We start from the raw sequence: 25,730 nt of genomic DNA, 5'->3' as shown, positions 1-25,730 counted from the left end.
GCGAGGGGTATCCCGGGCCACGCCACGAGCACCCGCGGGCGCCATGGACCTTCCTGGCGCCCGCGGGTCGCAGTCCCTACTCTCGCTACCTCACGCATGTCGCACCGATGACCAGACTGGATCTTGCACCGCAGATGAAACGCTACGAAAAATTCGCCGATGACATCGCCGAACTGATCCGTTCCGGGGTCCTGGGTCCTGGCCAGCGCGTACCCTCGGTGCGCTATGCCAGCCAGACCTACGGGGTCAGCCCGTCGACGGTGTTCCAGGCCTATTACCTGCTGGAACGCCGCGGGTTGATCCGTGCCCGCCCGCGTTCGGGCTACTTCGTCAATGCCCACGCGCCCAGCCCATTCTCCGAGCCGGTGATCAGCAGCGAAGTCAACGAATCCACCGAAGTCGATGTCAGCGAACTGGTATTCTCGGTGCTCGACTCGATCAAGGACCCGAGTACCGTGCCCTTCGGCTCGGCCTTCCCCAGCCCGACCCTGTTCCCCCTGCAGCGCCTGTCCCGCTCCCTGGCCAGCGCGAGCCGCGAGATGGACCCACGGGTGGTGGTCACCGACATGTCGCCGGGCAACCCGCAACTGCGGCGGCAGATCGCCCTGCGCTACATGGTGGCGGGGCTGATGCTGCCCATGGAGGAGCTGCTGATCACCAACGGCGCCCTCGAGGCGCTGAACCTGTGCTTGCAGGCCGTGACCGAACCCGGCGACCTGGTGGCCATCGAGGCCCCGGCCTTCTATGCCAGCCTGCAGGTCCTGGAGCGACTCAAGCTCAAGGCGGTGGAGATTCCCGTGCACCCACGGGACGGCATCGACCTGGGGGTCCTGGCCCAGACCCTGGAGCGCCATCCGATCAAGGCTTGCTGGTGCATGACCAACTTCCAGAACCCCATGGGCGCGAGCATGCCCGAGTCCAAGAAACAGGAACTGGTGGAACTGCTGCGCCAGCACCAGGTGCCGCTGATCGAGGACGATGTCTACGCCGAGCTGTACTACGGCCAGCAAGCCCCGAAACCGGCCAAGGCCTTCGATACCGAGGGCCTGGTGATGCACTGCGGGTCCTTCGCCAAGAGCCTGGCCCCGGGCTACCGCATCGGTTGGGTGGCCGCCGGGCGCTACGCACAGAAGATCGAACGGCTCAAGTTGATGACCTCGTTGTGCGCCTCGATGCCGGCCCAGGCGGCGATCGCCGACTACCTGCAACATGGCGGCTACGACCGTCACCTGCGCAAGCTGCGCTATGCCCTGGAAGAACAGCAAAGCGCCATGCTGGCTGCGATCGCCCGGCACTTCCCGGCCCAGACCCGGGTCAGCCAGCCCGCTGGCGGCTACTTCCTGTGGCTGGAGCTACCGCCGCAGATGGACTCGCTGAAACTGTTCCAGATGGCTCTGGCCCAGGGCATCAGCATCGCCCCCGGGCCGATCTTTTCCCCGACCCAGCGTTTTCGCAATTGCATTCGCCTCAACTACGGCAGCCCCTGGAACGAGACGATGGAAAAGGCCATGGAGACCCTGGGGCGGATCATCCGCTCGTTCTGACCCCCGCCGAGTGCAGCCTGTGCTTGACTGGCCGAACGCTTGAGGTCTTGCGGACCTTGGCGCAGTCTCGACAGCGGCTACGGACTCGCTTCGTGTAGCCGCTGCCGCAGGCTGCCCACAGGCGCGCAGCGGTCGCAGAGATACGCCCTTGGTGGTCAAACGACTTGCCCCCGGGCCGGCACTGGTGCAGCATCCGCGCTCGAATTTTCCAGGGAAGGAGCACGGCATGGTCGAAGACCTGTATTACGACGACTATCCAGAAGCCAAGGCCGAACTGAGCCAAGCCATCAAGCGCGGTCGCCTGCCGCTGCTGGCCCAAGAGCTCAACGCCTACGATACGGTCCAGGCGATCCTTGAACTGGATGCAGTGAACAATGACCAGGACGAAGCAGACGCCCTCTTCGACCTGGCCCTGGCCTTGATCGGCTGGATCCCCGGCCCCGGGCAGGAATTCAAGCTCATCCTGCGCCAGATCAACCGAGCCCCCTGGCGCCACGCCGATAAACTCTTCGACCTGATCCGCCATACGCTGCTGAGCTGCCGGATCAAGACCAGCCCGGAACAATTACTGGAAAAATCCCTGGACCCCGCTCGCCTGACCGAGGAAATGCCAGAGATCGTCCGTGGCGTGCAGGCGTCCTCGACCTTCACAGGCCTTGCCCCACGCCAGCAGCAACTGGTGCTGCACAACCTGGACGAGGCCCGGGACCACAGCCAGATGCTCATGCAAGCGGTGCAGCAACGCATCGCACCGTGGCTGGCGGTGCAACGCAACAGTTCGGCCCTGGCCCACAGCCAGGGCCCGGCCCTGTTGCCCAAGCCGCAATCGGCAGGCAGTGCCGGTACCAGCAGCACCTTGCCCGCAGCCCGCGAGGCCGCCAGCACTCCACAAGCCATCAACCAGGGCATGGAGCACCTCACCGGCGACGGCCACTGGCTGGAACTGAACCTGCATTACTCCAACCTCGAACCCGTGTCCGGTGCCGCCTACCGGGTGGTCTTCACCGACGGTTCGCAAATCCAGGGGCACCTCGACGAAGAAGGCTTCGCCCGCCTGGAAGGCATCCCTGCCGGCACCGCCAAGGTCTACTACGGCGAAGACCCACGCCCCTACCAACGCCTGCCGATCCAGGCACTGGCGGCCGACCGCCCAGCCCTGGAGGAGGAGCTCGGCATCCTGTGCCTGGAGCCTACCGAGGTGGACCTGCCGACCCTGCTGCTGGAAGCGTCCGAGCGCAAGCCGGCTTTCACCCTGATCCCCTATTGAACCGAGGCGAGCGCGATGAACCGCAGGCAAGTGTTTCTCAGCCACAAACAGTACTACCAGCTCAGCGAGCACCTGGAAGGCACCGAGGCCTTCTGGCAGGAGCACTCCATGGAGGCCGACTGCCCCCTCCAGGAAGCCTCCCTCAAGGCCCGGCAGGTGCAGCAAGCGCGCCTGCACCGACTGATCCTCGGCTACACCGCTGGCGAGCCCATGCAAGCGCTGGCCCAGGCCCTGGACGCAGTGGTGGAAAGCTACGAGGACTACCAGCGCAAGCTGGCGCGCTATGAAGAACTGCCGGAAATCGCGCCCCTGGCGATCGATCACTACCCTCATGACTTCGAGGAGTACGTACAGGTCATCAGCCTGTGCATCCTCCTGCAACGCAGCGACCTGCTGCCACGGGTGGCGCTGTTGCAGGATCGGGCTGGCTACCATGGCGAGGACGTGCTGATCGAGGATCTGCTCAAGGGTTTCCTGGCCGACCGGGTGGAGGTGGATGAGTGGTACCACGAGGTCTACACGCCCCTGGTGCGCGCGGTCTACCACAAGGACCCGGCGCAAGCCCGAGAATTGCTGGTGGAGTACTGCAACCAGTGGTACCCGGCCTTCGTGCACGCTCCGTGGCACGACAGCCATAGTTTCGACGACGATGGCGGCTACTTCGGCTATTGGGCCTTCGAGGCCGCGGCCATCGTCTACCTCTACGGCCTGGACGATGGCGCGGTGCGGCACATGATCTATCCCCGGGACATGCTCCAATATGCCCGCCGCTTCACCCCACCGAATATTCCCGGGCAGGCGACACAAGACTGATGCGTGCCGTTTTGGCTCCACTCATACAGGCGGCGGAACAGCCATGAAATCCTGGATCAAGACCCTGCTGGTCACCCTCCTCGCCGCAGCCCTGTGCCTGCTGTTCGCTCGCGTCGTACTGCCCCCGGTGCTGATGCTGATAATGCTGCCAAGCTGGGAAGGCGGCGGCTGGTACTGGGCCAACCTGCTGCTGGCCGGTTTCCTGGCCGGACTGCTGGTAGCGCCCCTGTTGCCGACCCGACGCTTTTATCCAGTGCCCTTGCTGTTGCTGCTATCGGCCTTGCTGGTGTTGCACAACTGGAGCGAGAGCCGCTGCAACGATGCCCAGTTGCAGGCCATCGAACAACTGGCGGCACGTGAAGCGAGCCATGCCAAGCTGGAGCTCTCGGATGAGCAACTGGCGCCATCAGACCCGACACCGGTGAACAAGGTCCCGGGAGTCTGGGCAGATGAGCAGGGTTATGGATTTCGCTATAGCTGCATACGCCCTGGCGAAACCCTGAGTCGCCTGCTGCCGCTGTCGATGAGCTATGGCACCGGCCTGCTTGGGCTACTGCTGGCCTTGCTGATCGTGCCCCGCCGCCGCACCGTCGACGCGTTGCCCTGAGCCCTGGCATCCGCAGTCTGGTGCCAGGCTCAGGGGCTATTGGCCGACAAACCGGCTCATGGACCAGGAGTCAGCGACCGCCGCCCAGGTCAACGAAGGTGCCGGTGGCATAGGAGGCCTTGTCCGACAGCAGCCAGATGATGGCCTCGGCCACCTCGTCCGGACGCCCGCCGCGGCCCATGGGGATGGCGCTCTCCAGCTTGCTGACACGGTCGGCATCGCCGCTGAGCGCATGGAAATCGGTATAGATATAGCCCGGGCGCACGGCGTTGACGCGGATGCCCTCGCCCGCCACTTCCTTGGCCAGGCCGATGGTGAAGGTGTCCAGCGCGCCCTTGGATGCCGCGTAGTCGATGTACTCGCCAGGCGAGCCCAGGCGCGCCGCCACCGATGATACGTTGACGATGCTGCCGCCCTGCCCGCCATGGCGCGGCGACATGCGCAGCACCGCGTGCTTGGCGCAGAGGATCGGCCCCATGACGTTGGTCTTCATGATCTTCTGGATGCGGAACTCGGACATTTCCTCCAGGCGCGACTTCTGCCCCACGGTGCCGGCATTGTTGACCAGCGCCGTAACCCGGCCCAGCTCGGCGTCGACCCGCTGGAACAGGCCGATGACTTCATCTTCGATACTGACATCGGCCCGTACGGCGATCGCCTGGGCGCCCAGGGCCCGGACCTGCTCCAGGACCTGCTGGGCAGACTGCTCGTCGGCCTGGTAGTTGATACACACCTTGAAACCCTGCTGCGCGGCCAGCAACGCCGTGGCTGCGCCGATCCCCCGCCCGCCACCGGTGATGACGATGACTTTGTCCATGCTGCCAACTCCCTCACTGATCATTTCAACGCGAGCCATTAAACACCGCGCAGCCAGTGATGAAAACCGCAACTGGCCGCCCTTGGCGCGATCGGCCAGGCACAGGCTCTGTGCAGCCGCTGCCGCAGGCTGCGCACGCCTGCACGGCGGGCGCAGGACCAGGTAATGGGGCGAGCCTGGAGCATCGTGCGCCAGGGGTTGCGGCGGCGCAGCTGCCTGCAGGACTCAGGCTTCGCGTTCGAGTTTCTGCAGGTTCTGGCGCAAGCCCTGGAGGAATCGCTCGGGCGGCATAGGGTGGCCGAGGTAGTAGCCTTGCAGCGAATCGCACCCAAGCTCGGTGAGGAAGGTCCGCTGCACACCGGTCTCCACCCCTTCGGCGACGATCCGCAGGCCCAGGGCCTGGCCCAGGGCGACGATCGCCGAGACGATGGCGGCGTCGTCGCTGTCGTGCTCCAGGTCACGGACGAAGCCACGGTCGATCTTCAATTCGTTGGCCGGCAGGCGCTTGAGGTACATCAGGCTCGAATAGCCGGTGCCGAAATCGTCGATGGACAGGTCCACGCCCATGTCCGCCAATTGCTGCAGGACGATCATGCTGACATCGGCATCATGCATCGCCGTGGTCTCGGTGATTTCCAGGGTCAGGTTGTTGGCCGGCAGGTGGTAGCGCTCCAAGGCGCCGGACACGCTGTTGACCAGCCCCCCATGGCAGAACTGCATGGCCGACAGGTTCACCGCGATGCGCCAATCGGTATAACCCTCGGCGTACCACTGCTGCATCTGCCGGCAGGCTTCGTCCAGCACCCACTCACCGATGGAAATGATCAGGCCGGTCTTCTCCGCCAGCTCGATGAACTTGTCCGGCATCAGCAGCCCGTGCTGCGGATGCTCCCAGCGCAACAAGGCCTCGGCCCCTACCGGCCGGCCGTCGACGGCATCGAACTTGGGCTGATAGTGCAGGCGGAACTGATGGTGTTCCAGGGCATTGCGCAGGTCTTGGAGCAGCTGCAGCTGGCGCCGGGCATTGTTGTTCATCGAGGCATCGAAAAAGCTGTAGCCGTTCTTGCCGGTGCCCTTGGCGTGATACATCGCGGCATCGGCGTTCATCAAGAGTTCCTGGGCGCTCTGGCCATTGCCCGGATACACCGCGATGCCGATGCTGGCGGATATCTGCAGCTCGTGCTCGGCCACCTTGAACGAACGCGATACCAAGCCCACCTGGCGCGACGCCAGGCGCAGGGCGTCGTCGGGCTCGGCAAGCTGCACCAGCAGCACGAACTCGTCGCCGCCGATCCGGGCCAGGGTATCTTCGCTGCGCAGATCCTCGCGCAGGCGCTGGGCCACCTCGCGCAGGAGCTGGTCGCCCATGTGGTGGCCGAAGGCGTCGTTGACCGGCTTGAAACCGTCCAGGTCGATGAACATCAGGGCAAAGCAGCCACCGTGGGCGGTGACCCGGTGCATGGCCTGGTCGATGCGGTCGGCCAGCAGGATGCGGTTCGGCAAGCCGGTCAGGGTGTCGTGCAGGGCCAGTTGGGTGAGTTCCTTGTTGGCCTCGGTCAGGGACTGCGCCAGCACAGCGGTGCGCGCCTCCAGGCGAGCATCGAGCACCGAGGTCAGCAAGGCGATGATCAACACCGCCAGGGTGGTGATCAGCACCAGGTTGTCCAGACCCTTGCCACTCAGGCCGTCGGCCAGGGCCCCGCAGAAGCTGCCCCCGGAAAATCGTGCGGCGGCCATGCCGGTGTAGTGCATGCCGACGATGGCGAAGCCCATGATGATCGCCGCGCCGGTGCGCACCAGGCGTACGTAGGGAGTGTTCTGGCGCAGGCGGAAGGCGATCCACAGCGCCGCCAGCGACGCACCGAAGGCGATCAGCAGCGAAGCGCCGAACAGCTGCGGGTCGTAGTCGATACCCGGCTGCATGCGCAGGGCCGCCATCCCGGTGTAGTGCATGCCGCTGATTCCCGAGCCCATGATCAGCGCCCCGAACAGCAGTTGCATCACTGGCAGGCGTGGCTGGCTCACCAGCCATAGGGCGAAACCGCAAGACAGGAAGGAAATCAGCAACGACAGCGCCGTGAGGCCGATGTCGTAGCCCAGGTCGATGGGCAATGAAAAGGCCAGCATGCCGATGAAATGCATGGACCAGACGCCGATGCCCATGGCTAGGGCACCGCCGCCCATCCACAGGTAGGCCGCACGTCCCTGGGCGGTGGCTATGCGGCCGGTGAGATCGAGAGCGGTATAGGAAGCGAGGATCGCCACGAAAATGGAGATCAGGACCAGTGCGGAGGAGTAGCTACCGATGAGCATTAGGCGTCTCTTGGCCGTTGTGCCGACATCCCTGCGCGGCGGGCAAAACCGCAGATTGTACTGATTGCAGGAAATAACGCATCCATAAAGTTAGCAAAAGGCCATCAGTCTGACAGAGGGTCCACAAGCCCCTACAAGCCTCATGGACATGGCCTTGGTACATTCACAGGAGCGTCTTTCGGCCGGCGCCGGACAATCTCGGTTGCTTCCTGCTTTATCGGCGTCGCCAGCAAATACTGTAGCTGCTGATGACGATCGCGAAGGCTCTGCATCGCGCGATCGTGGCAGGCCCCCATGGCTGACCCGCTCCCGGCTATTTCTGCTCGCTGACCTGCAACTGGCCATCCCAGCCGCCGCCCAGGGCCGCGATCAGTTGCACGCTGGCGATCAGGCGACTCTGCAACAGGCTCAGGACACTACGTTCATTGCTCAGCGCGGTGGTCTGGCTGGTGACCACATCGAGGTAGCCGATGAGCCCGGCCTTGTACTGGTTCTCGGTCAGGCGCAGGGCATCGCGGGCCGAGTCCAGGGCCTGCTGGCGCACGCCCGCCTCGTCCTCCAGGACCTTGAGCTGGGTCATGTAGTTCTCTACCTCGCGAAAGCCGTCGAGCACGGTCTGCCGGTACTTGGCCACGGTCTGGTCGTATACCGCCACCGTGCGGTCCACCTCCGCCGAGCGCTGGCCGCCATCGAACAGGGTCATCGCCAGTTTCGGCCCCACCGACCAGAAACGGTTCGGCAACGTGATCCAGTTGGAGTAGGTGCTGCTGCTATAGCCGCCGGCCATGCTCAGGGTCAGGTCCGGATAATAGGCGGCCTTGGCTACGCCGATATTGGCGTTGGCCGCCATCATCGCCCGCTCGGCCGAGGCGATGTCGGGGCGCCGCTCCAGCAATTGCGAAGGCACGCCCAGGGGGACCTGGGGCAGTACCGGGACGTTCTGCGCCTCGGCCAGCTTGAACTCGGCCGGCGGCACGCCGATCAGCACCGCGATGGCGTTCTCGAACTGAGCGCGCTGCCAGATCAGGTCGATCAGGTCGGCCTGGGTGCTCTTGAGCTGGGTCTGGGCCTGGGCCACCGCGTCCTTGCCGGCGACTCCGGCCTGGTACTGGTTCTGCGTCATGGTCAGGGACCGCTGATAGGCCACCACCGTGGCTTCCAGCAGGCGCTTCTGCTCATCGATTACCCGCAGTTGCAGGTAGTTCTGCACCAGTTCGGACTGCTGGCTCAGGCGCATGGCCGCCAGGTCGGCGAAGCTCGCCTCGGCACTGCCCTCGTTGGCCTCCAGGCCACGGCGCAGCTTGCCCCAGATATCGGCCTCCCAACTCACCCCCAGCTGGGTGTTATAGGTGTCGCGGATACCGCTGCTGGAACTGCTCAGGGCCGAGCTGCTGCTGCCGGTGCCCTGGCTGGCGCGGGTTTTGCCGGCACTCAGGTCGACACTGGGAAAGAACGCCCCGCGGGAACTGCGCACCAGGGCCTGGGCCTGGCGGTACTGGGCTTCGGCCTGGGCCACGCTCTGGTTGGCGCTATTGAGCTGGGCCACCAGGCCATTGAGCTGGGTATCGCCATACAGCTCCCACCAGGCGCCACGGGCCAGGGCATCGCTGGGACTGGCCTGGCGCCAGCCCTCGGCGGCCTTGTATTGCGCAGGCTCGGCCACTTCGGGTCGCTGGTAGTCGGGACCGATCGCGCAGGCGCTGAGCAACAGCACGCACAGGCCCAGGCTCAGGGCCCGTGAGCCCCGGGCCATGACCAGGCGCTGGGCGGACAACAGCGAAACGGGACGGGACGAGTGTTCGGTCATAGCGGCGTTTCCAGAGCGGCATCGGTACGGACCCCACGCCAGTGGTTGAACTTGTGGCGCAGGCGGTCGAGATAGAGGTAGACCACCGGGGTGGTGTAGAGGGTCAGGATCTGGCTGAAGACCAGGCCGCCGATGATGGTCAGGCCCAGGGGCTGGCGCATTTCCGAGCCCTCGGCAGTGCCCAGCAGCAGCGGCAAGGCGCCGAGGATCGCCGCCAGGGTGGTCATCAGGATCGGCCGCAGGCGCTGCAGGCAGGCACTGCGGATCGACTGCAGCGGGTCGAGCTTCTCATGCCGTTCCAGTTGCAGCGCCAGGTCGATCATCAGGATCGCGTTCTTCTTCACCACGCCGATCAGCAGGAACAGCCCCAGCAGCGAAATCAGGCTGAACTCGCTGCCCAGCACGTAGATCGAGAGCAAGGCGCCGACGCCGGCCGAGGGCAAGGTAGAAAGGATGGTCAGCGGGTGGATGTAGCTCTCGTAGAGCACCCCGAGCACCAGGTACACCGCCAGCAGCGCACCGAGGATCATGAACGGCTGGCTTTTCTGGGTGGCGGCGAAGGCGTCGGCGGTGCCGGCCATCTTGATGATCACGTCCTCGGGCATGCCCAGCTTGGCGATCGCCCGTTCGATGGCGGCAGTGCCCTGCTCCACGGTGATGCCTTCAGCCATGTCGAAGGAAATGCTCTCCGAGGCGAACTGGCCCTCGTGGCTGACCCGATCGTCTTCCAGGCTGCTCTCGTAATGGGCGATGGTCGACAGCGGGATCCGAGCCCCGTCGGCGGTGATCACCTGCACCTGGTTCAGGGTGATCGGGTCCTGGGCGTACTTGGGATTGACCTCCATCACCACCTGGTACTGGTTGAGGCTGTCGTAGATGGTGGAGATCTGCCGCTGGCTGTAGGCGTTGTTGAGCACCGCGGTGACCATGTCCATGTCCACCCCCAGGCGCTTGGCCTGGTCACGGTCCACCACCAGGGTCACCTGTTGCGCACCGTGGCCGTCCCGGGCATCGATGGCGGTCAGCTCGGGCAAGGCCCGCAACGCCGCGACCACCTTCGGGTACCACTCGCGCAGCTCGCCCAGGTCGCCGCTCTGCAGGATGTAGGAATACTGCGAGGTGGTCTGTTCGCGGCCACCACCGAACTGCAGGTCCTGGTCGGCCATCAGCATCAGCTGGGCCCCGGGCACCTTGGGCATTTCCTTGCGCAGGCGCTCGATGACCTTCTGCGCCGAGATATTGCGTTCCTTGATGGGTTTCAGGCGCACCAGCATGAAGGCGTTGTTGGTGCCGTTGGAGCCACCGATGAAGCCGGCCACGCTCTCCACCGCCTCATCCTTGAGCACGGCGCGGCGGAAGATCTCCATCTTCGGCTGCATCACGCTGAAGGACAGGCCGTCGTCGCCACGGACGAAACCGATCAACTGGCCAGTGTCCTGCTGGGGCATGAAGGTCTTGGGCACCACTACATACAAGGCGACGTTGACGCCAATGGTCAGCAGCAGGCTGAGCAGGGTCAGGCGTCGATGCCGTAGCACCCAGTCCAGGCTGCTGGCGTACTTGCCGACCATCCAGTCGTTGCTGCGCCGGCTCCAGCGCTGCAGGGCATTCTCCTGGCCCGGCAGATGGGGCTTGAGCCAGCGGGCGCAGAGCATCGGCGTCAGGGTCAGGGACACCACCAGCGAGACCACGATGGCCGCCGCCAGGGTGATGGAGAACTCGCGGAACAGGCTCTCGATGATCCCGCCCATGAACAGGATCGACAGGAACACCGCCACCAGCGAGACGTTCATCGACAACAGGGTGAAGCCCACTTCCTTGGCTCCCATGTAGGCAGCCTGCAGCGGCTTCACGCCCTCGTCGATATGCCGCGAGATGTTCTCCAGGACCACGATGGCATCGTCCACCACCAACCCCGTGGCCAGGATCAGCGCCATCAGCGACAGGTTGTTCAGGGAAAAGCCGTACAGGTACATGACGGCGAAGGTGCCCACCAGCGATACCGGTACCGCCAGGGTCGGGATCACCGAGGCGCGGAAGTTGCCCAGGAACAGGAACACCACCAGGATCACCAGGGCCACGGCGATCAGCAGCGTCATCTCGGCCTCGTGCAAGGTGGCCTTGATCACCGGTGAGCGGTCCATGGCCAGGTTGAGCTTGACGCTGGCCGGCAGCACCGCCTGCAACGCCGGCAACTGGGCCTTGATCTCGTTCACCGTCTCGATGATGTTGGCCCCGGCCTGGCGGTTGATCACCAGCAGCACGGCGGCGTCGTCGTTGAAGAAGCCGCTGTTGTAGCGATCCTCGACGCCATCGCTGACCTTGGCCACGTCCTTCAGGCGCAGGGCCGCGCCGTTGTTGTAGTGGATGATCAGCGGTTCGTAATCACGGGCCTTCTCCAGCTGGTCGTTGGCCTGGATCTGCCACAGCCGCTGGTCATCCTCCACCGAGCCCTTGGGCCGGCGCTGGTTGGCATTGGCGATGGCGTTGCGTACGTCGTCCAGGGCCACCCCGTACTGGTTGAGCAGTTGCGGCTCCAGTTCGATGCGCACCGCCGGCAGCGAGCTGCCACCGACCTGTACCTCGCCCACCCCCTGAACCTGGGACAGGCTCTGGGACAGGATCGTCGAGGCCAGGTCGTAGAGCTGGCCCTTCTCCAGCACGTCGGAGGTCAAGGACAGCACCATGATCGGCGCCTGGGACGGGTTGACCTTCTTGTAGGTGGGCATGCTGCGCATGCCGCTGGGCAACAGGTTGCGCGAGGCGTTGATCGCCGCCTGCACTTCCCGCGCCGCACCATTGATATCGCGACCCAGGTCGAATTGCAGGATCACCCGGGTCGAACCCTGGCTGGAGCGGCTGCTCATGGTGTCGATCCCAGCGATGGCGCCGAAGGAACGCTCCAGGGGCGTGGCCACGGTGGAGGCCATGACCTCGGGGCTGGCCCCGGGCAGGCTGGCCTGGACCACGATCACCGGGAAATCCATCTGCGGCAACGGCGCCACCGGCAACAGGCCGAAGCTGACGCCACCCAGCAGCATGATCGCCAGTGACAGCAGCATGGTCGCCACCGGGCGTTTGATGAAGGGTCCCGAGAGGTTCATGGGCGACCGCTCCAAGCTTCAAGCTGCAAACTACAAGAGAAAAGCAGGACGCCCAGCAGCGGCTCTGGCTTTTGCTCCGGCTTGCCGCTTGCGGCTTGCAGCTTGCCGCTCACGCCCCTCACACCACTTCTCCTACGGCGGGCTTGGCAAACCGGCGGCCCAAGCGGTCGAAGTACAAGTAGATAACGGGCGTCGTGAACAGGGTCAGGACCTGGCTCACCAGCAGGCCACCCACCATCACCAGGCCCAGGGGCTGGCGCAGCTCGGCGCCGGAACCGGTGGCCAGCATCAGTGGCACGGCGCCGAACAACGCCGCCAGGGTGGTCATGAGGATCGGCCGGAAACGCAGCAATGCCGCCTGGTAGATGGCCTGCTGCGGATCCATGCCCTGGTGCCGTTCGGCATCGAGGGCGAAGTCGATCATCATGATCGCGTTCTTCTTGACGATACCGATCAGCAAGATGATGCCGATGATCGCGATCATGCCCAGGTCGTTGCCGCTGAGGATCAGCGCCAGCAAGGCCCCCACCGCTGCCGAGGGCAAAGTGGAAAGGATGGTGACCGGGTGGATGTAGCTCTCATAGAGCACGCCGAGCACGATGTACATGGTCACCACCGCCGCCAGGATCAGCAGCAAGGTACTGGACAGCGAAGCCTGGAAGGCCTCCGCCGCGCCCTGGAAGCGGGTCTGCACTCCCACCGGCATGCCGATCTCCTGCTGTACCTGCTCGATGACCTTGACCGCCTCGCCCAGCGCCACCCCGGGCGCCAGGTTGAAGGACATCATCACCGCCGGGAACTGGCCGATATGGGCAATCGCCAGTTGAGCCTGGCGCTCCTCGACATGGGCCAGGCTGGACAGGCGCACCTGCCCGCCATCGGTGGTCTTGACGTGGATCTGGTCCAGGGCCTGGGGCCCGATGCGCTCCCCGGCCTGGGCCTGGAGCACCACCCGGTACTGGCTGGCCTGGGTATAGATGGTAGAAATCTGTCGCTGGCCGAAGGCGTCGTACAGGGCATCGGTGATGTTCGACACCGAGACGCCCAGCCGGGAGGCGGCGTCACGGTCGATCACCAGGTACACCTGCAAGCCCTTGTCCTGCAGGTCGCTGGCCACATCGGTGAGCTCCGGACGCTGGGCCAGGGCCTCCACCAGGCGACCGCTCCACAGGCTCAGCAGGTCGGCATCGGGCGACGACAGGCTGAACTGGTACTGGGTACGGCTGACCCGGTCTTCGATGGTCAGGTCTTGTACCGGCTGCATGAACAGGCGGATGCCCAGCAGCTTGTCCACTTGCGGCTGCAACCGCGCGATCACCTGGGCGGCGCTGAGGTCGCGCTGGCTGTGGGGCTTGAGGTTGATCAGCAGGCGGCCGCTGTTGAGGGTGGCGTTGTCGCCGTCGACCCCGATGTAGGATGACAGGCTCTGTACCGCCGGATCTTGCAGGATGACCTTGGCCAAGTCCTGCTGGCGTTGGCTCATGGCGGCGAAGGACACCGATTGCGGCGCCTCGGAAATCCCCTGGATGACCCCTGTGTCCTGCACCGGGAAGAAGCCCTTGGGCACTATCAGGTAGAGGAATACCGTCAGCGCCAGGGTGCCGATAGCCACCAGCAAGGTCAGGAACTGGTGCTTGAGCACCCATTGCAGCTGGCGCCCGTAGCCTGCGATCAGCCAGTCGATCCAGGCGCCGCTGGCGCGATAGAACCGCCCCTGCTCGTGCTCCTTGGGCTCGCGCTTGAGCAACCGCGCGCACATCATCGGGGTCAGGGTCAGGGACACCACCAGGGAAATCAGGATCGCCACCGCCAGGGTGATGGCGAACTCACGGAACAGCCGCCCGACCACATCGGCCATGAACAGCAGCGGGATCAGCACCGCGATCAGGGACAGGGTCAGGGAGATCAGGGTGAAGCCGATCTGCTTGGCTCCCTTGAGCGCCGCCTGCAACGGGCTGTCGCCCTCCTCGATGAAGCGCGAGATGTTCTCCAGCATGACGATGGCGTCATCCACCACGAAGCCGGTGGCGATGGTCAACGCCATCAGGGTCAAGTTGTTCACCGAGAACCCGGCCAGGTACATCACGCCGAAGGTGCCGATCAGCGACAACGGCACGGCGATCGACGGGATCACGGTGGCGCTGGCCCGACGCAGGAACAGGAAGGTCACCATCACCACCAGGGCGATGGCGATGAACAGTTCGTGCTGCACATCGGTGACCGAGGCGCGGATGGTCTGGGTGCGATCGGTCAACACGGTGACATCCAGGCCCGCCGGCAGGTTGTCGGTGATGCTCGGCAGCATGGCCTTGATCCGGTCCACCACCTCGATGACGTTGGCCCCGGGCTGGCGCTGGATGTTCAGCAGCACCGCCTGGTTCTCGTTGGCCCAGGCGGCCAGGCGCTCGTTCTCGGCGCCATCGACGATCTCGGCCACATCCTTGAGGCGCAAGGGCGCGCCGTTCTTGTAGGCCAGGATCAGCTCGGCATAGTCCTTGGGCGAGGTCAGCTGGTCGTTGGCGTCGAGCATCGACACCCGGGTCGGGCCGTCGAAGTTGCCCTTGGGCTGGTTGACGTTGGACGCGGCGATCAGCGTACGCACGTCCGAAAGGTTCAGGCCGTTGGCCGCCAGGGCCTCGGGATTGACCTTGATCCGCACGGCCTGGCGCTGGCCGCCGGCGATGCTGACCATGCCCACGCCGCTGATCTGGGCGATCTTCTGCGCCATGCGGGTGTCCACCAGGTCATTGAGCTTGGGCAGCAGCATGGTCTTGGAAGTGATGGCCAGGGTCAGCACCGGGGTGTCCGCCGGGTTGACCTTGTTGTACACCGGCGGTGCTGGCAAGTCCTTGGGCAGCAGGTTGGTGGCGGCGTTGATCGCGGCCTGCACCTGCTGTTCAGCCACATCCATATTGATGTCGAGGCTGAAGCGCAGGGTCAGTACCGAAGCGCCACCGGAGCTGGTGGAGGCCATCTGGGTCAGGCCCGGCATCTGCCCGAACTGGCGTTCCAGGGGCGCGGTGACCGCGCTGGTCATCACATCCGGGCTGGCTCCGGGGTACAGGGTCATGACCCGGATGGTCGGGTAGTCCACCTGGGGCAAGGCCGAGACCGGCAGCAGGCGATAGGCGATCAGGCCGGCCAGGACAATGGCCAGCATGCTCAGGGTGGTGGCTACCGGACGGAGGATGAACAGCCGCGAGAAATTCATGCGCCGGCCTTTTGTGCCTTGCCATCGACCGGCTTGGCATTGGCCGGGGCACTGGTCGAGCCCGCAGGCTGGCCTTGCAAGTGTTCGGTCGGAGTGCTCGGCACATCGATGGCGTCATTGACCACTTCCACCTCGCTGCCATCCTTCAGGCGATCGGTTCCTTCCATCACCACCCGATCGCCCGCCTTGAGGCCCTCGGTGATCACCGTCGAGTCGCCGTTGCTGGCGCCGACCTTGAGTTGCTGGATCTTGACCTTGTGGTCCCCATCCATGGCATAGACGAAAGTGCCGTTGGTACCGAACTGGATCGCTGCCGAAGGGGCCAGCACCACGTTCTTCTGGGTGTCGGCCAGCAGGCGCACGTTGACGAACTGGTTGGGGAACAGGCCCTGGTCGCGGTTATCGAAGCGCGCCTTGAACTTCAGGGTGCCGGTCGTGGTGTCGATCTGGTTGTCCAGGCTCTGCAGCACGCCGCTGGCCTGCAACTTGAGGTCGCCACGGTCCCAGGCCTCCACCGGCAGCCGAGCGCCGCCGTGATAACGGGCGAGTACGGTTTCCAGGCTGTTTTCCGGCAGGGTGAAGGCCACGCTGATGGGCTGGGTCTGGGTGATGATCACCAGCGCCGTGGTGTCATTGGCCGCCACCAGGTTGCCCACGTCCAGCTGGCGCAGGCCCAGGCGCCCGGCGATGGGCGCGCGGATATTGGTGAACTCGAGGTTGAGCCGGGCATCGTTGACCGCCGCCTGGTTGGTCTTGACCGTGCCCTGGTACTGGCCTACCAGCGCCACGGCGTTGTCCAGGGTCTGCTTGGCGACGCTGTCCTGGGCATACAGCCCGCGATAGCGCTCGAGGTCGATCTGGGCGTTCTTCAACTGCGCCTGATTCTGCAACAGGGTGCCCTCGGCCTGGAGCAAGGCGTTCTGGTAGGGCCGCGGATCGATCTGCGCCAACAGGTCGCCGGCCTTGACCATCTGCCCTTCCTCGAAGTTGACCTTGACCAGCTCTCCCGCCACCCGGCTGCGCACGTTGATGGTGTTCAGCGCGGTCACCGTACCCAGGGCCTTGTAGTACAGCGGGAAATCCCCCTGGGTCACCGGTAGCACCCGCACCGGGATCGGCCCGCTGGCGCCACCGAAGCCGGGACGCACGCTGCCGCTGCGGCCGGTATGCCCGCTGGCGGCCTTCTGCTGCGCCGCATCCTTGTGGGTGCTGCTGGCTGGCCAGAATTTCCAGCACAGGCCAGCGACCAGCAGCAGGACAAACAGGCCGAACAGCCAACGGCGGGAGTTGCGGGTAGCAGAGGATTGCATGGAGTGATCAACCATTGGGCGCGTGGGAGTGTCTTTTGAGAAGGCTGAAAGATAAGCACTAGAGCGGTTTTAGCAAAGGGCCTTTACCGGCAATTTACCTTTGCCTGACGTTTTCAAAGTGTGTCGCTAACTTACTGAAGCACAAATAAAAACGGCCTGGGCAAGCCAGGCCGTGAATAATTGTAAAAGCCCTTACTTGAGCACGGCCAGGGCAGCGTCGTAGTTCGGCTCCTCGGCGATCTCCTTGACCAGCTCGCTGTGCAGTACCTGGTCGTTTTCATCCAGTACCACCACGGCACGGGCGGTCAGGCCGGCCAGCGGGCCGTCGGCGATGGCCACGCCGTAGTTCTCGATGAATTCGCGGCCACGCAGGGTCGACAGGTTCTGTACGTTTTCCAGGCCTTCGGCGCCGCAGAAGCGTGCCTGGGCGAACGGCAGGTCGGCGGAGATGCACAGCACCACGGTGTTGGCCAGGTCATTGGCCTGGGCATTGAACTTGCGCACCGAGGTCGCGCAGGTCGGAGTGTCGACGCTTGGGAAGATGTTCAGCACCTTGCGCTTGCCGGCAAGGCTGGCCAGGGAGACATCGGCGAGGCCGGCGCCCACCAGGGAGAATGCAGGCGCCTTGGAGCCGACTTGCGGCAGTTGGCCGTTGACCTGGACCGGATTGCCTTTGAGGGTGACTTGAGCCATGAGCGGAGTCCTTTGCGGGAGTGATGGAAACAATGATGGAAAACCGTCGAGAGGCCGAAGTTAAGCATGAAACGGCGCAAGCACCTATGCCCGCTGGATAAATTGTCCAACAAGCCCCGCGGCCGTTAGCGGCGGCCAACGCACGGTTCTCACTCTATCCAGGGACTTCGCAGCTCCATGGACAAGCCATGACGGCATCGCCGCCACCTGCAACAGCAGGCACTGGAAACGAAGCCCCCCGTAAAAACCTCATCAAGAGTCGAGAAAAAACTTACAAACAAGATTACATAACAATCATATCTATATGTTTTATATAGATTTTTTATATTCTAGAAATCACTTTAAATAAACCACTCAAAATGAATGGTCATGAATGCAAAGCACATTAAGCAGCAGCTTCGGCATCCCGCCCTTCTCGCCGCATCCACCCCTTGGGTTTTTCTCGTGGATCGGTTGTAGACCGTAGTATCATCGCGCCACTAACGAGCCCCGCCGCGGTTTTCACGGAGTCGTACCGCCCAATGAGTTGCTGGACCCTGCTCGGCCTGCCGGCCACCCCTGACACCCGCACGATCAAGCGCCATTACGCCAAGCTGCTGAAACAGACCCGTCCGGACGAAGACCCGGAGGCTTTCCAGCGCCTGCGCGATGCCTATGAGCAAGCCATGGAGCAGGCGCAGTGGCTGGACGAAGAACAAGAGCCCGATACCGGCGCGGCCGATGAACCGTCCGATAACCTGGCGACAGTGCAACCCACCGTGCAACTGACTCCGGCGCAGCGGGTCGCCCCGCTGCTGGAAGGGATTCGTATCGAGCAACTGGATCAACGCCATGAGCAAGCGATCGCCAGCGGTTGCGCACTGGAGTTCGAACTGGGCCTGCTGCGCCATTGCGTGGAGCGCCCGGAACAGTCCGGGCAGTTACTGGCCTGGGGCTTCGAAACCTTCCACTGGCTGAGCGCCTGGCAACACCTGGACCTGCCGGAGTACCTCACCGACGCCCTGCTGCGCCAATGCCGCCACGCCCTGGAGCAATCCCTGCGCAGCGCCCTGGACCGACAGGACGACGAAGCCTTCCTCCACAGCTATGCCAACCGCGCCACCCACGGCTGGCTGGATGAACTGGACCAGCGCCACTGGTTCAATCAGTGCCTGGCACAAATGCTCGCGGACAACCCCTATTGGTCCAGCACGCTGTTCCAGGCCCTGTGCCTCGGCCAAGGCTGGAAGCGCGGAAAAGACAACCTCTGCCCCGAACATGAATGGAACCGCCTGCTGGTGCGTGAGGAAGGCCTGGCGTTCATCGCCAACCAGCGAGCTCTCGCCAGCCAACCACCGGCCTCGCCGGAGCAACGAGCGGCCTACCTGCTGCTGGCACCCATCAGCCTGCACCGCCGCCGAGCCTTCGCCCGACGCCTCGCCGAAGAGGACTGGGCCGCATGCCGCAAGCTCAGCTCGCACCTGCACGCCTATTACCCGCAGGTGGCGGCCGAGATGCCGGGTGGCACCCCATTCTTCTGGCGTGACTGGGAATTCGCGTTCGACTCCTGGCCGATGTACCTGGCGCTGTTCAGCGCCTGCCTGGCTGGAGCCGTGGCCCGCTACGCCCCACAAGGCAACAGCCTGGGAGAGATCATCGGGGTCACGCTGTTCTGGAGCGCCTGTTTCGCTGGCTCCGCGGCGCTCCTGCATTGGCTCTGGCAACCCCTGGCCCATCGCCTGTGGGCCCACGACCATCGTCTTGGCAGCCGCCTGCCAGGCTGGCTGAATCCCGGCCAACGCTTGCTGCCCCTGCGTGACCTGCTGCCGGTGGCCGTGCTCGGTCCGGCCCTGAGTTACATCTGCGGCCCGATCAGCGCGATGGTTTATCTGGCAGTGCTGCCGAGCGTCGCCCTGGCGCGCAATATCGAGGTCAAGCACGGTATTTCCTGGCGTCAGCTCGCGCCCTGGCAACGACGCCTGCTGGGCGGGCTGGGCTGTGTGCTGCTGACCATCGCCCTGGTGGCGATCAAGCTGGTGGGCGACTACGGCACGGTCACCGCCAACCAGGGCCTGCAACAATGGAGCGAACGCCTGTGCGCACGGATGCCGGCCAATGCCCCGGGCTGCGCCGCGCCGGCCACCAGCGCCCAGTGGTACGGCCGGGAGGGCACGCCATGAACCCCAATTGGTTGTTTCCGATCAGCCTGGGCCTGGGATTGACCCTGTTCGGGCTGGCCGGCTCCGGCACGCAGCTGGGACAAATCGGCCTCTGGCTCGATAACCGGGACAGCCCCTATACCGCCCAGGCCAATGCCCTGAATCCGATCATCGACTGCATGAACCAGGTGGATGTGCCCTGGCGCATGGTGCACCAGGCCTACCTGGCCGAGGGCAAGCCACGCTCGACAGCCCCTGGAGCCTATGACCTGAGCAGCCAGGGCGGCCCGGACATCGATCTGGCCTATCGCAGCTCCTGCAGTGGCGACATTGGCGCCAAACTGCGCCGCCTCGACCCCGGCAACCCCCTGCTGGCCGCCACCGAACGCTACCAGCAAGTGCTCACGCGCTTCGTCGCCTTGACCAAGGATGCACACATGCACCGCCTGGGGCTTGGTCGAACGCTGCATGAGGCACAGCTCGATGAACTGGTACGGCAATTGGAGATCCAGGCCCCGGACTATCTGCAAGCCTCGAATGCTGTCCGCCAGCTGCTACTGCCGCAGGATGTCGAGCATCGCCCCCAGCAGTTGCAACGCCTGGAGCAGCGCCTGGGCCGTAACGTCCACTGGGCTTTGCTCAACTACATGATCCAGGCCAGAAGCACCATGGACTTGCTCGACGACGGTATCCACCAGCGCACCCTGACCCCGGCGCAACTGACCCAGGCCACCCAGGAACTGCGCCAGGCCTGGGAGGCCCGGCAACAGTTCATCGGCAGCATCCAGGACCAGGAAACCCGCGAAGCCCTGTACCTCTGGCAACTGATCGCCGCCCCCAGCCAGCATTACCTGCAGGCCCTGGACACCCTGCACCGGGACTGGCTGCAGCATGCCGAGCCGCAACGCCTGGGCGAGGACTTCCACGCCGTGACCCAGGGCTACGACCAGATGCTCTATCACTACAACCAGCTGGCGCGTAGCCGTTATTGAAAGCGCTGCCCCGGCCGGGGCAGCGCTGCGCGGCTCATTTGTTCTTCAATTGCACATAGGACTGGTGCAGGTCCGAAGCCCAGCTATCGATAACGCTCTGCACATCGCTGGCCTGCATCACCTGGGTATCGTTCGCCAACGGCTTGCCAGTGCCCTTGCGCACCACTTCGGCGATCACTCGGCCATCACCACCGTCGAGGAAGGCTGCCTCGGTGCCCAGGGTGGTCTCCTGGTCGCGGATACCACTGGCGGTGCTCACCGCAGCCGCCACCAGGGCCACCGGGATGATTTCATAGGGCTTGAGCCCTTCAGTCTTGCTGCTCACCGCAGTGATCGCCGCCCGTACCACCACCACGCCCGGCCCGGGACCGGTTGCCAGCGGCATGGATTTGCCCAGCTCGCGCTTGAGCGCTTCATCGTAGTAGCGGGTGATGCCGGCCAGGGTGGATTGGGGAATCTTCACCGTCGGCTGTGGCTGCGGATGGAACTGGGTGGGCTCGATGTACACACTGCGATACTGATCCAGCTTGAGCTTGGGGTCGATCCAGCGCATGACCTGCACCCCGGACGGCGACTTGGCCTCCTTGAGCAGGCTGTAGTCACTGAGGAACCCGGAATAGTCCTCGGGCCGGGTCTCGTTGCTGGAACACCCCGCCATGGCGAGAGTGGCGAGGCACAGCGTGCTGAGGGTCAGTGCAAGCTTCATGGATAACTCCTGTAGGTGAAGCAGCCATGGACTGGCTAGGGGAACTACAGGTATAGCCAAAAGCCTGCACTTGCGCCGCCACCCTCGAACCGCCGGCCGACGACGCCACGAACACCTCCTAGCGCCGGCGAAACAGCGGGCGTGGCTCGATCACCGAACGCCCGTAGAGCACGCTCATGCCCGCCAGGCCCTTGAGCGCATCCAGGGCGCATTTGTCCTCACGCACGGCGAAGCTGTCGAAACCGCATTGGCGCATGTGGCTCAACTGGTCGCGCAGCACATCGCCCACGGCCCGCAGCTCGCCCATCCAGCCCAGGCGGGTACGCAGCAGGTAGGCCTGGCTGTAGCCCCGGCCATCGCGAAAGCTGGGAAAGTCCACCGCCACCACAGGGATCAACTTGAGCCAGGGCTTGAGGCTTTCGACCTCGTCGTCCGGGCCGAGCCAGACACCGTCCCGGGCCGGATGATGCTCGATGCGGCGCATCAGCCAACGAGCCAGCGGCAGGATCAGCGGCCCTTCGGGCAAGGGATCGTCGACACCGCGTACCAGGCTCCAGGGATCATCCTCCACCAGGCGCGCCTCGCCATCCTGCAAGCTCAACAGGTTGTTCATGCCGAGAGCTCCTGTGCCTTGGGATAGACCCTTTCCTTGAACGGCTCCAGGCCGATGCGCTGCAAGGTATCGAGGAACGGCTCGTCGCTCTCGCGATAGCGCACGAAGGTGCCGATGATGCGCTCGATCACCAGGGGGATTTCTCCAGCGCTGAACGACGGGCCGATCACCTTGCCCAGGGCGCTGTCCTTGCCCTGGGCGCCGCCGAGGGTGACCTGGAACCACTCCTGGCCGTTCTTGTCGACCCCAAGGATGCCGATATTGCCGATGTGGTGATGACCGCAGGCATTCATGCAGCCGGAGATGTTCAGGCTGATGTCCCCCAGGTCATGCACATAGTCCAGGTCATCGAAACGCTGCTGGATGGCCTGGGTGATGGGAATCGAGCGAGCGTTGGCCAGGGCACAGAAGTCGCCGCCCGGACAAGCGATGATGTCGGTCAACAGACCGGCGTTGGGGGTACCCAGGCCCTTGTCGCAGGCCAGCTGCCAGAGCTCGTACAGCTGTGACTTGGGCACATCCGGAAGGACGATGTTCTGCTCATGGGCGATGCGGATCTCGCCGAAGCCGAAACGCTCCGACCATTCGGCCACCGCCTCCATCTGCAATCCGGTGACATCCCCAGGTGGCGCGGCCAACCCCGGCTTGGTCGACAGCACCACGCTGGCGTAGCCCGGGACCTTGTGCGGCTGCACGTTGTGGGCCACCCAGCGGGCGAAACCCGCGTCCTCCGCCAGGCGACTGCCGTACTCCAGGTCGGCGTCCCCCAGGTGTTCGTAGATCGGCGGCACGAAAGCGCTGGCAACCCGCTGGTATTCGTCCTCGGTAAGCTGCGCCGGCCCCTCCTTGAGGTGCTGCCACTCCTCCTCCACTTCACGGGCGAACGCCTCGATGCCCAGGGCCTTGACCAGGATCTTGATCCGCGCCTTGTACTTGTTGTCACGCCGGCCATGGCGGTTGTAGACCCGCAGGATCGCCTCGACGTAGGACAACAGGTGCTGCCAGGGCAAGCCCTCGCGGATCTGCTGGCTGAGGATCGGAGTGCGGCCCAGGCCGCCGCCGACCATTACCCGCAACAGCATCTGGTCGTCGGCGGCGCGATACAGGTACAGGCCGATGTCATGCATCATGATCGCCGCGCGATCCTGCTCCGCCGAACAGATGGCGATCTTGAACTTGCGCGGCAGGAACAGGAACTCCGGGTTGATGGTCGACCATTGGCGGAGGATTTCCGCCAGCGGCCGCGGGTCCAGCAACTCGTCGGCGGCGACCCCGGCGAAGGCCTCGGTGGTGATGTTGCGCACGCAGTTGCCCGAAGTCTGGATGGCGTGCATTTCCACCGCGGCCAGGCGCTCGAGAATGTCCGGCACCTGGGTCAGCTCGATCCAGTTGAACTGCAGGTTCTGGCGGGTGGTGAAGTGCCCGTAGCCGCGGTCGTAGTCCCTGGCGATGCCGGCCAGGGTGCGCATCTGCCGCGCGCTGAGGGTGCCGTAGGGGATCGCCACCCGCAGCATGTAGGCGTGCCGTTGCAGGTACAGGCCGTTCTGCAGGCGCAGGGGCAGGAACTCCTCCTCGCTCAGCTGGCCCTCCATGAAGCGCTCCACCTGGTCGCGAAACTGCGCCACCCGCTCAAAGACCAGGGCCCGGTCATAGTCGTCGTACTGATACATGTGCCTACCTCGTCCTCATCGGTACTGGTCGTGCTGCGGGCCCTGTACCCAAAACCGGCGACATCCGGACCGCGAAACAGCCGTGGCATGGCGAAGCACTCCGGCATCGCAGGCAGCCCGCTCGGGCCGTGCCGGTCATGGCCTTGCCTGGTGTTCGCTCGACGAGCTTGCGCTACAGGACCCAACGGCGCGTTGGGGTGAGGCGGCGACTATGCGCTTGCGGCGCAGATCGTTACAGATCCAGGTAAAAACTAAAAAACCATATCAGTAGCTGTGATATCCAGCCTGCCTTGAGGAAAATCTGATCCGTATTATTGCTGTTTTTCTGAGCCTGTTTTGTTTTGTCCATGGTTCCTACAGTGCACCCCGTGCCAGACCGGGTGGCCTGGCAAGACTCTGCAACCGTGGAAGCATTGACCATGAACTCAGCAACACTCGAACAGGCCTACAACTACAAGGTGGTTCGCCAATTCGTCGTCGCAACAGTGGTATGGGGTGTGATCGGCATGGCCATGGGGGTATGGATTGCCTCGCAGCTGGTGTGGCCGGACATGAACCTCGACCTGCCGTGGACCACCTTCGGGCGCCTGCGGCCGCTGCACACCAGCCTGGTGATCTTCGGCTTCGCCGGCAGCGCGCAGTTCGCCGCCAGCTACTATGCGGTGCAGCGTACCTGCCAGGTACGGCTGTACTCCGACACGCTGGCAGCCTTCACCTTCTGGGGCTGGCAATCGGTGATCGTGATCATGCTGGTCACCCTGCCCCTGGGCTACACCACCACCAAGGAATACGCCGAGATCGAATTCGCCGGCGCGGTATGGATGGCGGTGGTCTGGGTGGTCTACGGCATCGTGTTCTTCACCACCGTGGTCCAGCGCAAGAGCCAGCACATCTATGTCGGCAACTGGTTCTTCGGCGCCTTCATCCTGGTGATCGCCATGCTCCACGTGGTCAACCACCTGTCGATCCCGGTGGACTGGTTCAAATCCTACCCGGTGTATTCCGGGGCCACCGATGCCATGGTCCAGTGGTGGTACGGCCACAACGCCGTGGGCTTCTTCCTGACCACCGGCTTCCTGGGGATGATGTATTACTTCGTACCCAAGCAAGTGGGCCGCCCGGTCTATTCCTATCGCCTGTCGATCGTGCACTTCTGGGCGCTGATCACCCTGTATATCTGGGCCGGCCCGCACCACCTGCACTACACCGCGCTGCCGGACTGGGCGCAATCGCTGGGCATGGCCATGTCGCTGATCCTCCTGGCTCCGAGCTGGGGCGGCATGATCAACGGCATGATGACCCTCTCGGGCGCCTGGCATAAGCTGCGCACCGACCCGATCCTGCGCTTCCTGGTGCTGTCGCTGGCGTTCTACGGCATGTCGACCTTCGAAGGCCCGATGATGGCGATCAAGACCGTCAACGCCCTCTCCCACTACACCGACTGGACAATCGGCCACGTACACGCCGGCGCCCTGGGCTGGGTAGCCATGATCACCTTCGGCGCCATCTACCACATGGTGCCCAAGGTGTTCGGCCGCGAGCAGATGCACAGCGTGCCGCTGATCAACCTGCACTTCTGGCTGGCCACCATCGGCACCGTGCTCTACATCGCCTCGATGTGGGTCAACGGCATCACCCAGGGCCTGATGTGGCGCGCGGTCAACGAAGACGGCACCCTCACCTATTCCTTCGTCGAGGGCCTGGTGGCCAGCCATCCGGGCTTCGTGGTGCGCTTCGCCGGTGGCGTGTTCTTCCTCAGCGGCATGCTGCTGATGGCCTACAACACCTGGCGCACCGTGCGCGTGGCCGATTCCCGGCTGGCGCTGAGCGACGCCCGGATCGCCTGATCCACCTCCAGACGCCGGCCCCGGGCCGGCGTTTTCATTCCAGGGAGCAAGACCGTCATGGACATTCTGTTCAACCTGCTGGGGGTGGTGTTTCTCTACCTCTGCATCGAGTACTGCCTGCGCCACCAGAGCGCCAAGAGCCTGGACGAGGCTAGCCTGATTCCTTTCGCCGACGATCCGGAAGTGGCGCGCCGGGTGGAGGCCGCCACCGGCAAGAAGATCGACGCCGTGGCTCCGGAGGAAGCCAAGCCGGGCTGGATCAACCTGGAGATGTAGCC

18 protein-coding genes are annotated in these 25,730 nt (G+C 64.4%); 8 read left to right on the top strand and 10 right to left on the bottom strand.

Annotated elements, in window-relative coordinates; genetic code table 11:
• Window positions 1-134: 134 nt before the first annotated feature.
• The 4 genes from mapR (at window position 135) to GDH07_RS11945 (ending at window position 4,231) form a co-directional block, all read left to right on the top strand.
• Entirely contained in the window at window positions 135-1,544 is a 1,410-nt protein-coding gene (mapR, locus tag GDH07_RS11960) for a GntR family transcriptional regulator MpaR (RefSeq protein ID WP_152897655.1), read from the top strand.
• A 226-nt stretch (window positions 1,545-1,770) separates the two neighbouring features.
• The gene (locus GDH07_RS11955) at window positions 1,771-2,811 is read left to right on the top strand and encodes a hypothetical protein (RefSeq protein ID WP_022639003.1); all 1,041 of its coding nucleotides are present in this window, start codon (window positions 1,771-1,773) and stop codon (window positions 2,809-2,811) included.
• Between the two features lie 15 nt (window positions 2,812-2,826).
• The gene (locus GDH07_RS11950; protein ID WP_152897654.1) at window positions 2,827-3,624 is read left to right on the top strand and encodes a PoNe immunity protein domain-containing protein; all 798 of its coding nucleotides are present in this window, start codon (window positions 2,827-2,829) and stop codon (window positions 3,622-3,624) included.
• Window positions 3,625-3,667: 43 nt separating this feature from the next.
• Window positions 3,668-4,231, top strand: coding sequence for a hypothetical protein (locus GDH07_RS11945; RefSeq protein ID WP_152897653.1), 564 nt, complete (start codon window positions 3,668-3,670; stop codon window positions 4,229-4,231).
• A 70-nt stretch (window positions 4,232-4,301) separates the two neighbouring features.
• Here the strand turns inward: GDH07_RS11945 and GDH07_RS11940 are convergent, their stop codons facing one another.
• The 7 genes from GDH07_RS11940 to tpx all read right to left on the bottom strand — a co-directional run bounded on the left by GDH07_RS11940 (window position 4,302) and on the right by tpx (window position 17,486).
• On the bottom strand, window positions 4,302-5,048 hold the full coding sequence (locus GDH07_RS11940) for an SDR family oxidoreductase (RefSeq protein ID WP_022639007.1): 747 nt from the start codon (window positions 5,046-5,048) through the stop codon (window positions 4,302-4,304).
• 225 nt (window positions 5,049-5,273) lie between these two features.
• Window positions 5,274-7,361 carry a putative bifunctional diguanylate cyclase/phosphodiesterase gene (locus GDH07_RS11935; protein ID WP_053130376.1) on the bottom strand — a complete coding sequence of 696 codons (2,088 nt, stop codon included), beginning with the start codon at window positions 7,359-7,361 and terminating at the stop codon, window positions 5,274-5,276.
• Between the two features lie 313 nt (window positions 7,362-7,674).
• Window positions 7,675-9,168, bottom strand: coding sequence for an efflux transporter outer membrane subunit (locus GDH07_RS11930; RefSeq protein ID WP_152897652.1), 1,494 nt, complete (start codon window positions 9,166-9,168; stop codon window positions 7,675-7,677).
• Window positions 9,165-12,272, bottom strand: a complete 3,108-nt coding sequence (locus GDH07_RS11925; RefSeq protein ID WP_152897651.1) for an efflux RND transporter permease subunit — start codon at window positions 12,270-12,272, stop codon at window positions 9,165-9,167. Before GDH07_RS11925 ends, GDH07_RS11930 begins: the two co-directional genes overlap by 4 nt.
• 118 nt (window positions 12,273-12,390) lie before the next feature.
• Window positions 12,391-15,483, bottom strand: a complete 3,093-nt coding sequence (locus GDH07_RS11920) for an MdtB/MuxB family multidrug efflux RND transporter permease subunit (RefSeq protein WP_152897650.1) — start codon at window positions 15,481-15,483, stop codon at window positions 12,391-12,393.
• Window positions 15,480-16,808 (bottom strand): MdtA/MuxA family multidrug efflux RND transporter periplasmic adaptor subunit, encoded by a 1,329-nt coding sequence (locus tag GDH07_RS11915; protein ID WP_152897649.1) that lies wholly within the window; start codon window positions 16,806-16,808, stop codon window positions 15,480-15,482. The genes GDH07_RS11920 and GDH07_RS11915 overlap by 4 nt, the downstream gene beginning before the upstream one ends.
• 177 nt (window positions 16,809-16,985) lie before the next feature.
• On the bottom strand, window positions 16,986-17,486 hold the full coding sequence (gene tpx, locus GDH07_RS11910; RefSeq protein ID WP_022639010.1) for a thiol peroxidase: 501 nt from the start codon (window positions 17,484-17,486) through the stop codon (window positions 16,986-16,988).
• A gap of 521 nt (window positions 17,487-18,007) precedes the next feature.
• On the opposite strand from tpx, the gene GDH07_RS11905 reads away from it, so the two are divergent.
• A complete protein-coding gene (locus GDH07_RS11905) occupies window positions 18,008-19,645 on the top strand; it encodes a molecular chaperone DnaJ (protein WP_152897648.1) in 1,638 nt (545 codons plus the stop codon).
• The gene (locus tag GDH07_RS11900; protein WP_152897647.1) at window positions 19,642-20,616 is read left to right on the top strand and encodes a DUF3829 domain-containing protein; all 975 of its coding nucleotides are present in this window, start codon (window positions 19,642-19,644) and stop codon (window positions 20,614-20,616) included. The genes GDH07_RS11905 and GDH07_RS11900 overlap by 4 nt, the downstream gene beginning before the upstream one ends.
• A 34-nt stretch (window positions 20,617-20,650) precedes the next feature.
• Here the strand turns inward: GDH07_RS11900 and GDH07_RS11895 are convergent, their stop codons facing one another.
• From GDH07_RS11895 to GDH07_RS11885, 3 genes are all read right to left on the bottom strand, one after another.
• Entirely contained in the window at window positions 20,651-21,322 is a 672-nt protein-coding gene (locus GDH07_RS11895) for a DUF3313 domain-containing protein (protein WP_103324239.1), read from the bottom strand.
• A gap of 118 nt (window positions 21,323-21,440) precedes the next feature.
• Entirely contained in the window at window positions 21,441-21,935 is a 495-nt protein-coding gene (locus GDH07_RS11890) for a DUF934 domain-containing protein (RefSeq protein WP_022639017.1), read from the bottom strand.
• On the bottom strand, window positions 21,932-23,605 hold the full coding sequence (locus GDH07_RS11885; RefSeq protein ID WP_152897646.1) for a nitrite/sulfite reductase: 1,674 nt from the start codon (window positions 23,603-23,605) through the stop codon (window positions 21,932-21,934). The genes GDH07_RS11890 and GDH07_RS11885 overlap by 4 nt, the downstream gene beginning before the upstream one ends.
• Window positions 23,606-24,024: 419 nt before the next feature.
• Between GDH07_RS11885 and ccoN the strand changes: the two genes are divergently transcribed.
• Both ccoN and GDH07_RS11870 read left to right on the top strand, forming a co-directional pair.
• A complete protein-coding gene (gene ccoN, locus GDH07_RS11875; protein WP_053130401.1) occupies window positions 24,025-25,452 on the top strand; it encodes a cytochrome-c oxidase, cbb3-type subunit I in 1,428 nt (475 codons plus the stop codon).
• A 57-nt stretch (window positions 25,453-25,509) separates the two neighbouring features.
• On the top strand, window positions 25,510-25,728 hold the full coding sequence (locus GDH07_RS11870) for a hypothetical protein (RefSeq protein WP_031319938.1): 219 nt from the start codon (window positions 25,510-25,512) through the stop codon (window positions 25,726-25,728).
• Window positions 25,729-25,730: the final 2 nt, after the last annotated feature.

Source organism: Pseudomonas piscis (assembly GCF_009380155.1).
Taxonomy (GTDB): domain Bacteria; phylum Pseudomonadota; class Gammaproteobacteria; order Pseudomonadales; family Pseudomonadaceae; genus Aquipseudomonas; species Aquipseudomonas piscis.
Note: the sequence above shows the minus strand (reverse complement) of the source record. Positions and strands in the feature narration are given on the sequence as shown.

Coding starts and splice junctions, on each gene's coding strand:
- mapR (WP_152897655.1), top strand. CDS start 135: ATGAAACGCTACGAAAAATTCGCCGATGACATCGCCGAACTGATCCGT.
- GDH07_RS11955 (WP_022639003.1), top strand. CDS start 1,771: ATGGTCGAAGACCTGTATTACGACGACTATCCAGAAGCCAAGGCCGAA.
- GDH07_RS11950 (WP_152897654.1), top strand. CDS start 2,827: ATGAACCGCAGGCAAGTGTTTCTCAGCCACAAACAGTACTACCAGCTC.
- GDH07_RS11945 (WP_152897653.1), top strand. CDS start 3,668: ATGAAATCCTGGATCAAGACCCTGCTGGTCACCCTCCTCGCCGCAGCC.
- GDH07_RS11940 (WP_022639007.1), bottom strand. CDS start 5,048: ATGGACAAAGTCATCGTCATCACCGGTGGCGGGCGGGGGATCGGCGCA.
- GDH07_RS11935 (WP_053130376.1), bottom strand. CDS start 7,361: ATGCTCATCGGTAGCTACTCCTCCGCACTGGTCCTGATCTCCATTTTC.
- GDH07_RS11930 (WP_152897652.1), bottom strand. CDS start 9,168: ATGACCGAACACTCGTCCCGTCCCGTTTCGCTGTTGTCCGCCCAGCGC.
- GDH07_RS11925 (WP_152897651.1), bottom strand. CDS start 12,272: ATGAACCTCTCGGGACCCTTCATCAAACGCCCGGTGGCGACCATGCTG.
- GDH07_RS11920 (WP_152897650.1), bottom strand. CDS start 15,483: ATGAATTTCTCGCGGCTGTTCATCCTCCGTCCGGTAGCCACCACCCTG.
- GDH07_RS11915 (WP_152897649.1), bottom strand. CDS start 16,808: ATGGTTGATCACTCCATGCAATCCTCTGCTACCCGCAACTCCCGCCGT.
- tpx (WP_022639010.1), bottom strand. CDS start 17,486: ATGGCTCAAGTCACCCTCAAAGGCAATCCGGTCCAGGTCAACGGCCAA.
- GDH07_RS11905 (WP_152897648.1), top strand. CDS start 18,008: ATGAGTTGCTGGACCCTGCTCGGCCTGCCGGCCACCCCTGACACCCGC.
- GDH07_RS11900 (WP_152897647.1), top strand. CDS start 19,642: ATGAACCCCAATTGGTTGTTTCCGATCAGCCTGGGCCTGGGATTGACC.
- GDH07_RS11895 (WP_103324239.1), bottom strand. CDS start 21,322: ATGAAGCTTGCACTGACCCTCAGCACGCTGTGCCTCGCCACTCTCGCC.
- GDH07_RS11890 (WP_022639017.1), bottom strand. CDS start 21,935: ATGAACAACCTGTTGAGCTTGCAGGATGGCGAGGCGCGCCTGGTGGAG.
- GDH07_RS11885 (WP_152897646.1), bottom strand. CDS start 23,605: ATGTATCAGTACGACGACTATGACCGGGCCCTGGTCTTTGAGCGGGTG.
- ccoN (WP_053130401.1), top strand. CDS start 24,025: ATGAACTCAGCAACACTCGAACAGGCCTACAACTACAAGGTGGTTCGC.
- GDH07_RS11870 (WP_031319938.1), top strand. CDS start 25,510: ATGGACATTCTGTTCAACCTGCTGGGGGTGGTGTTTCTCTACCTCTGC.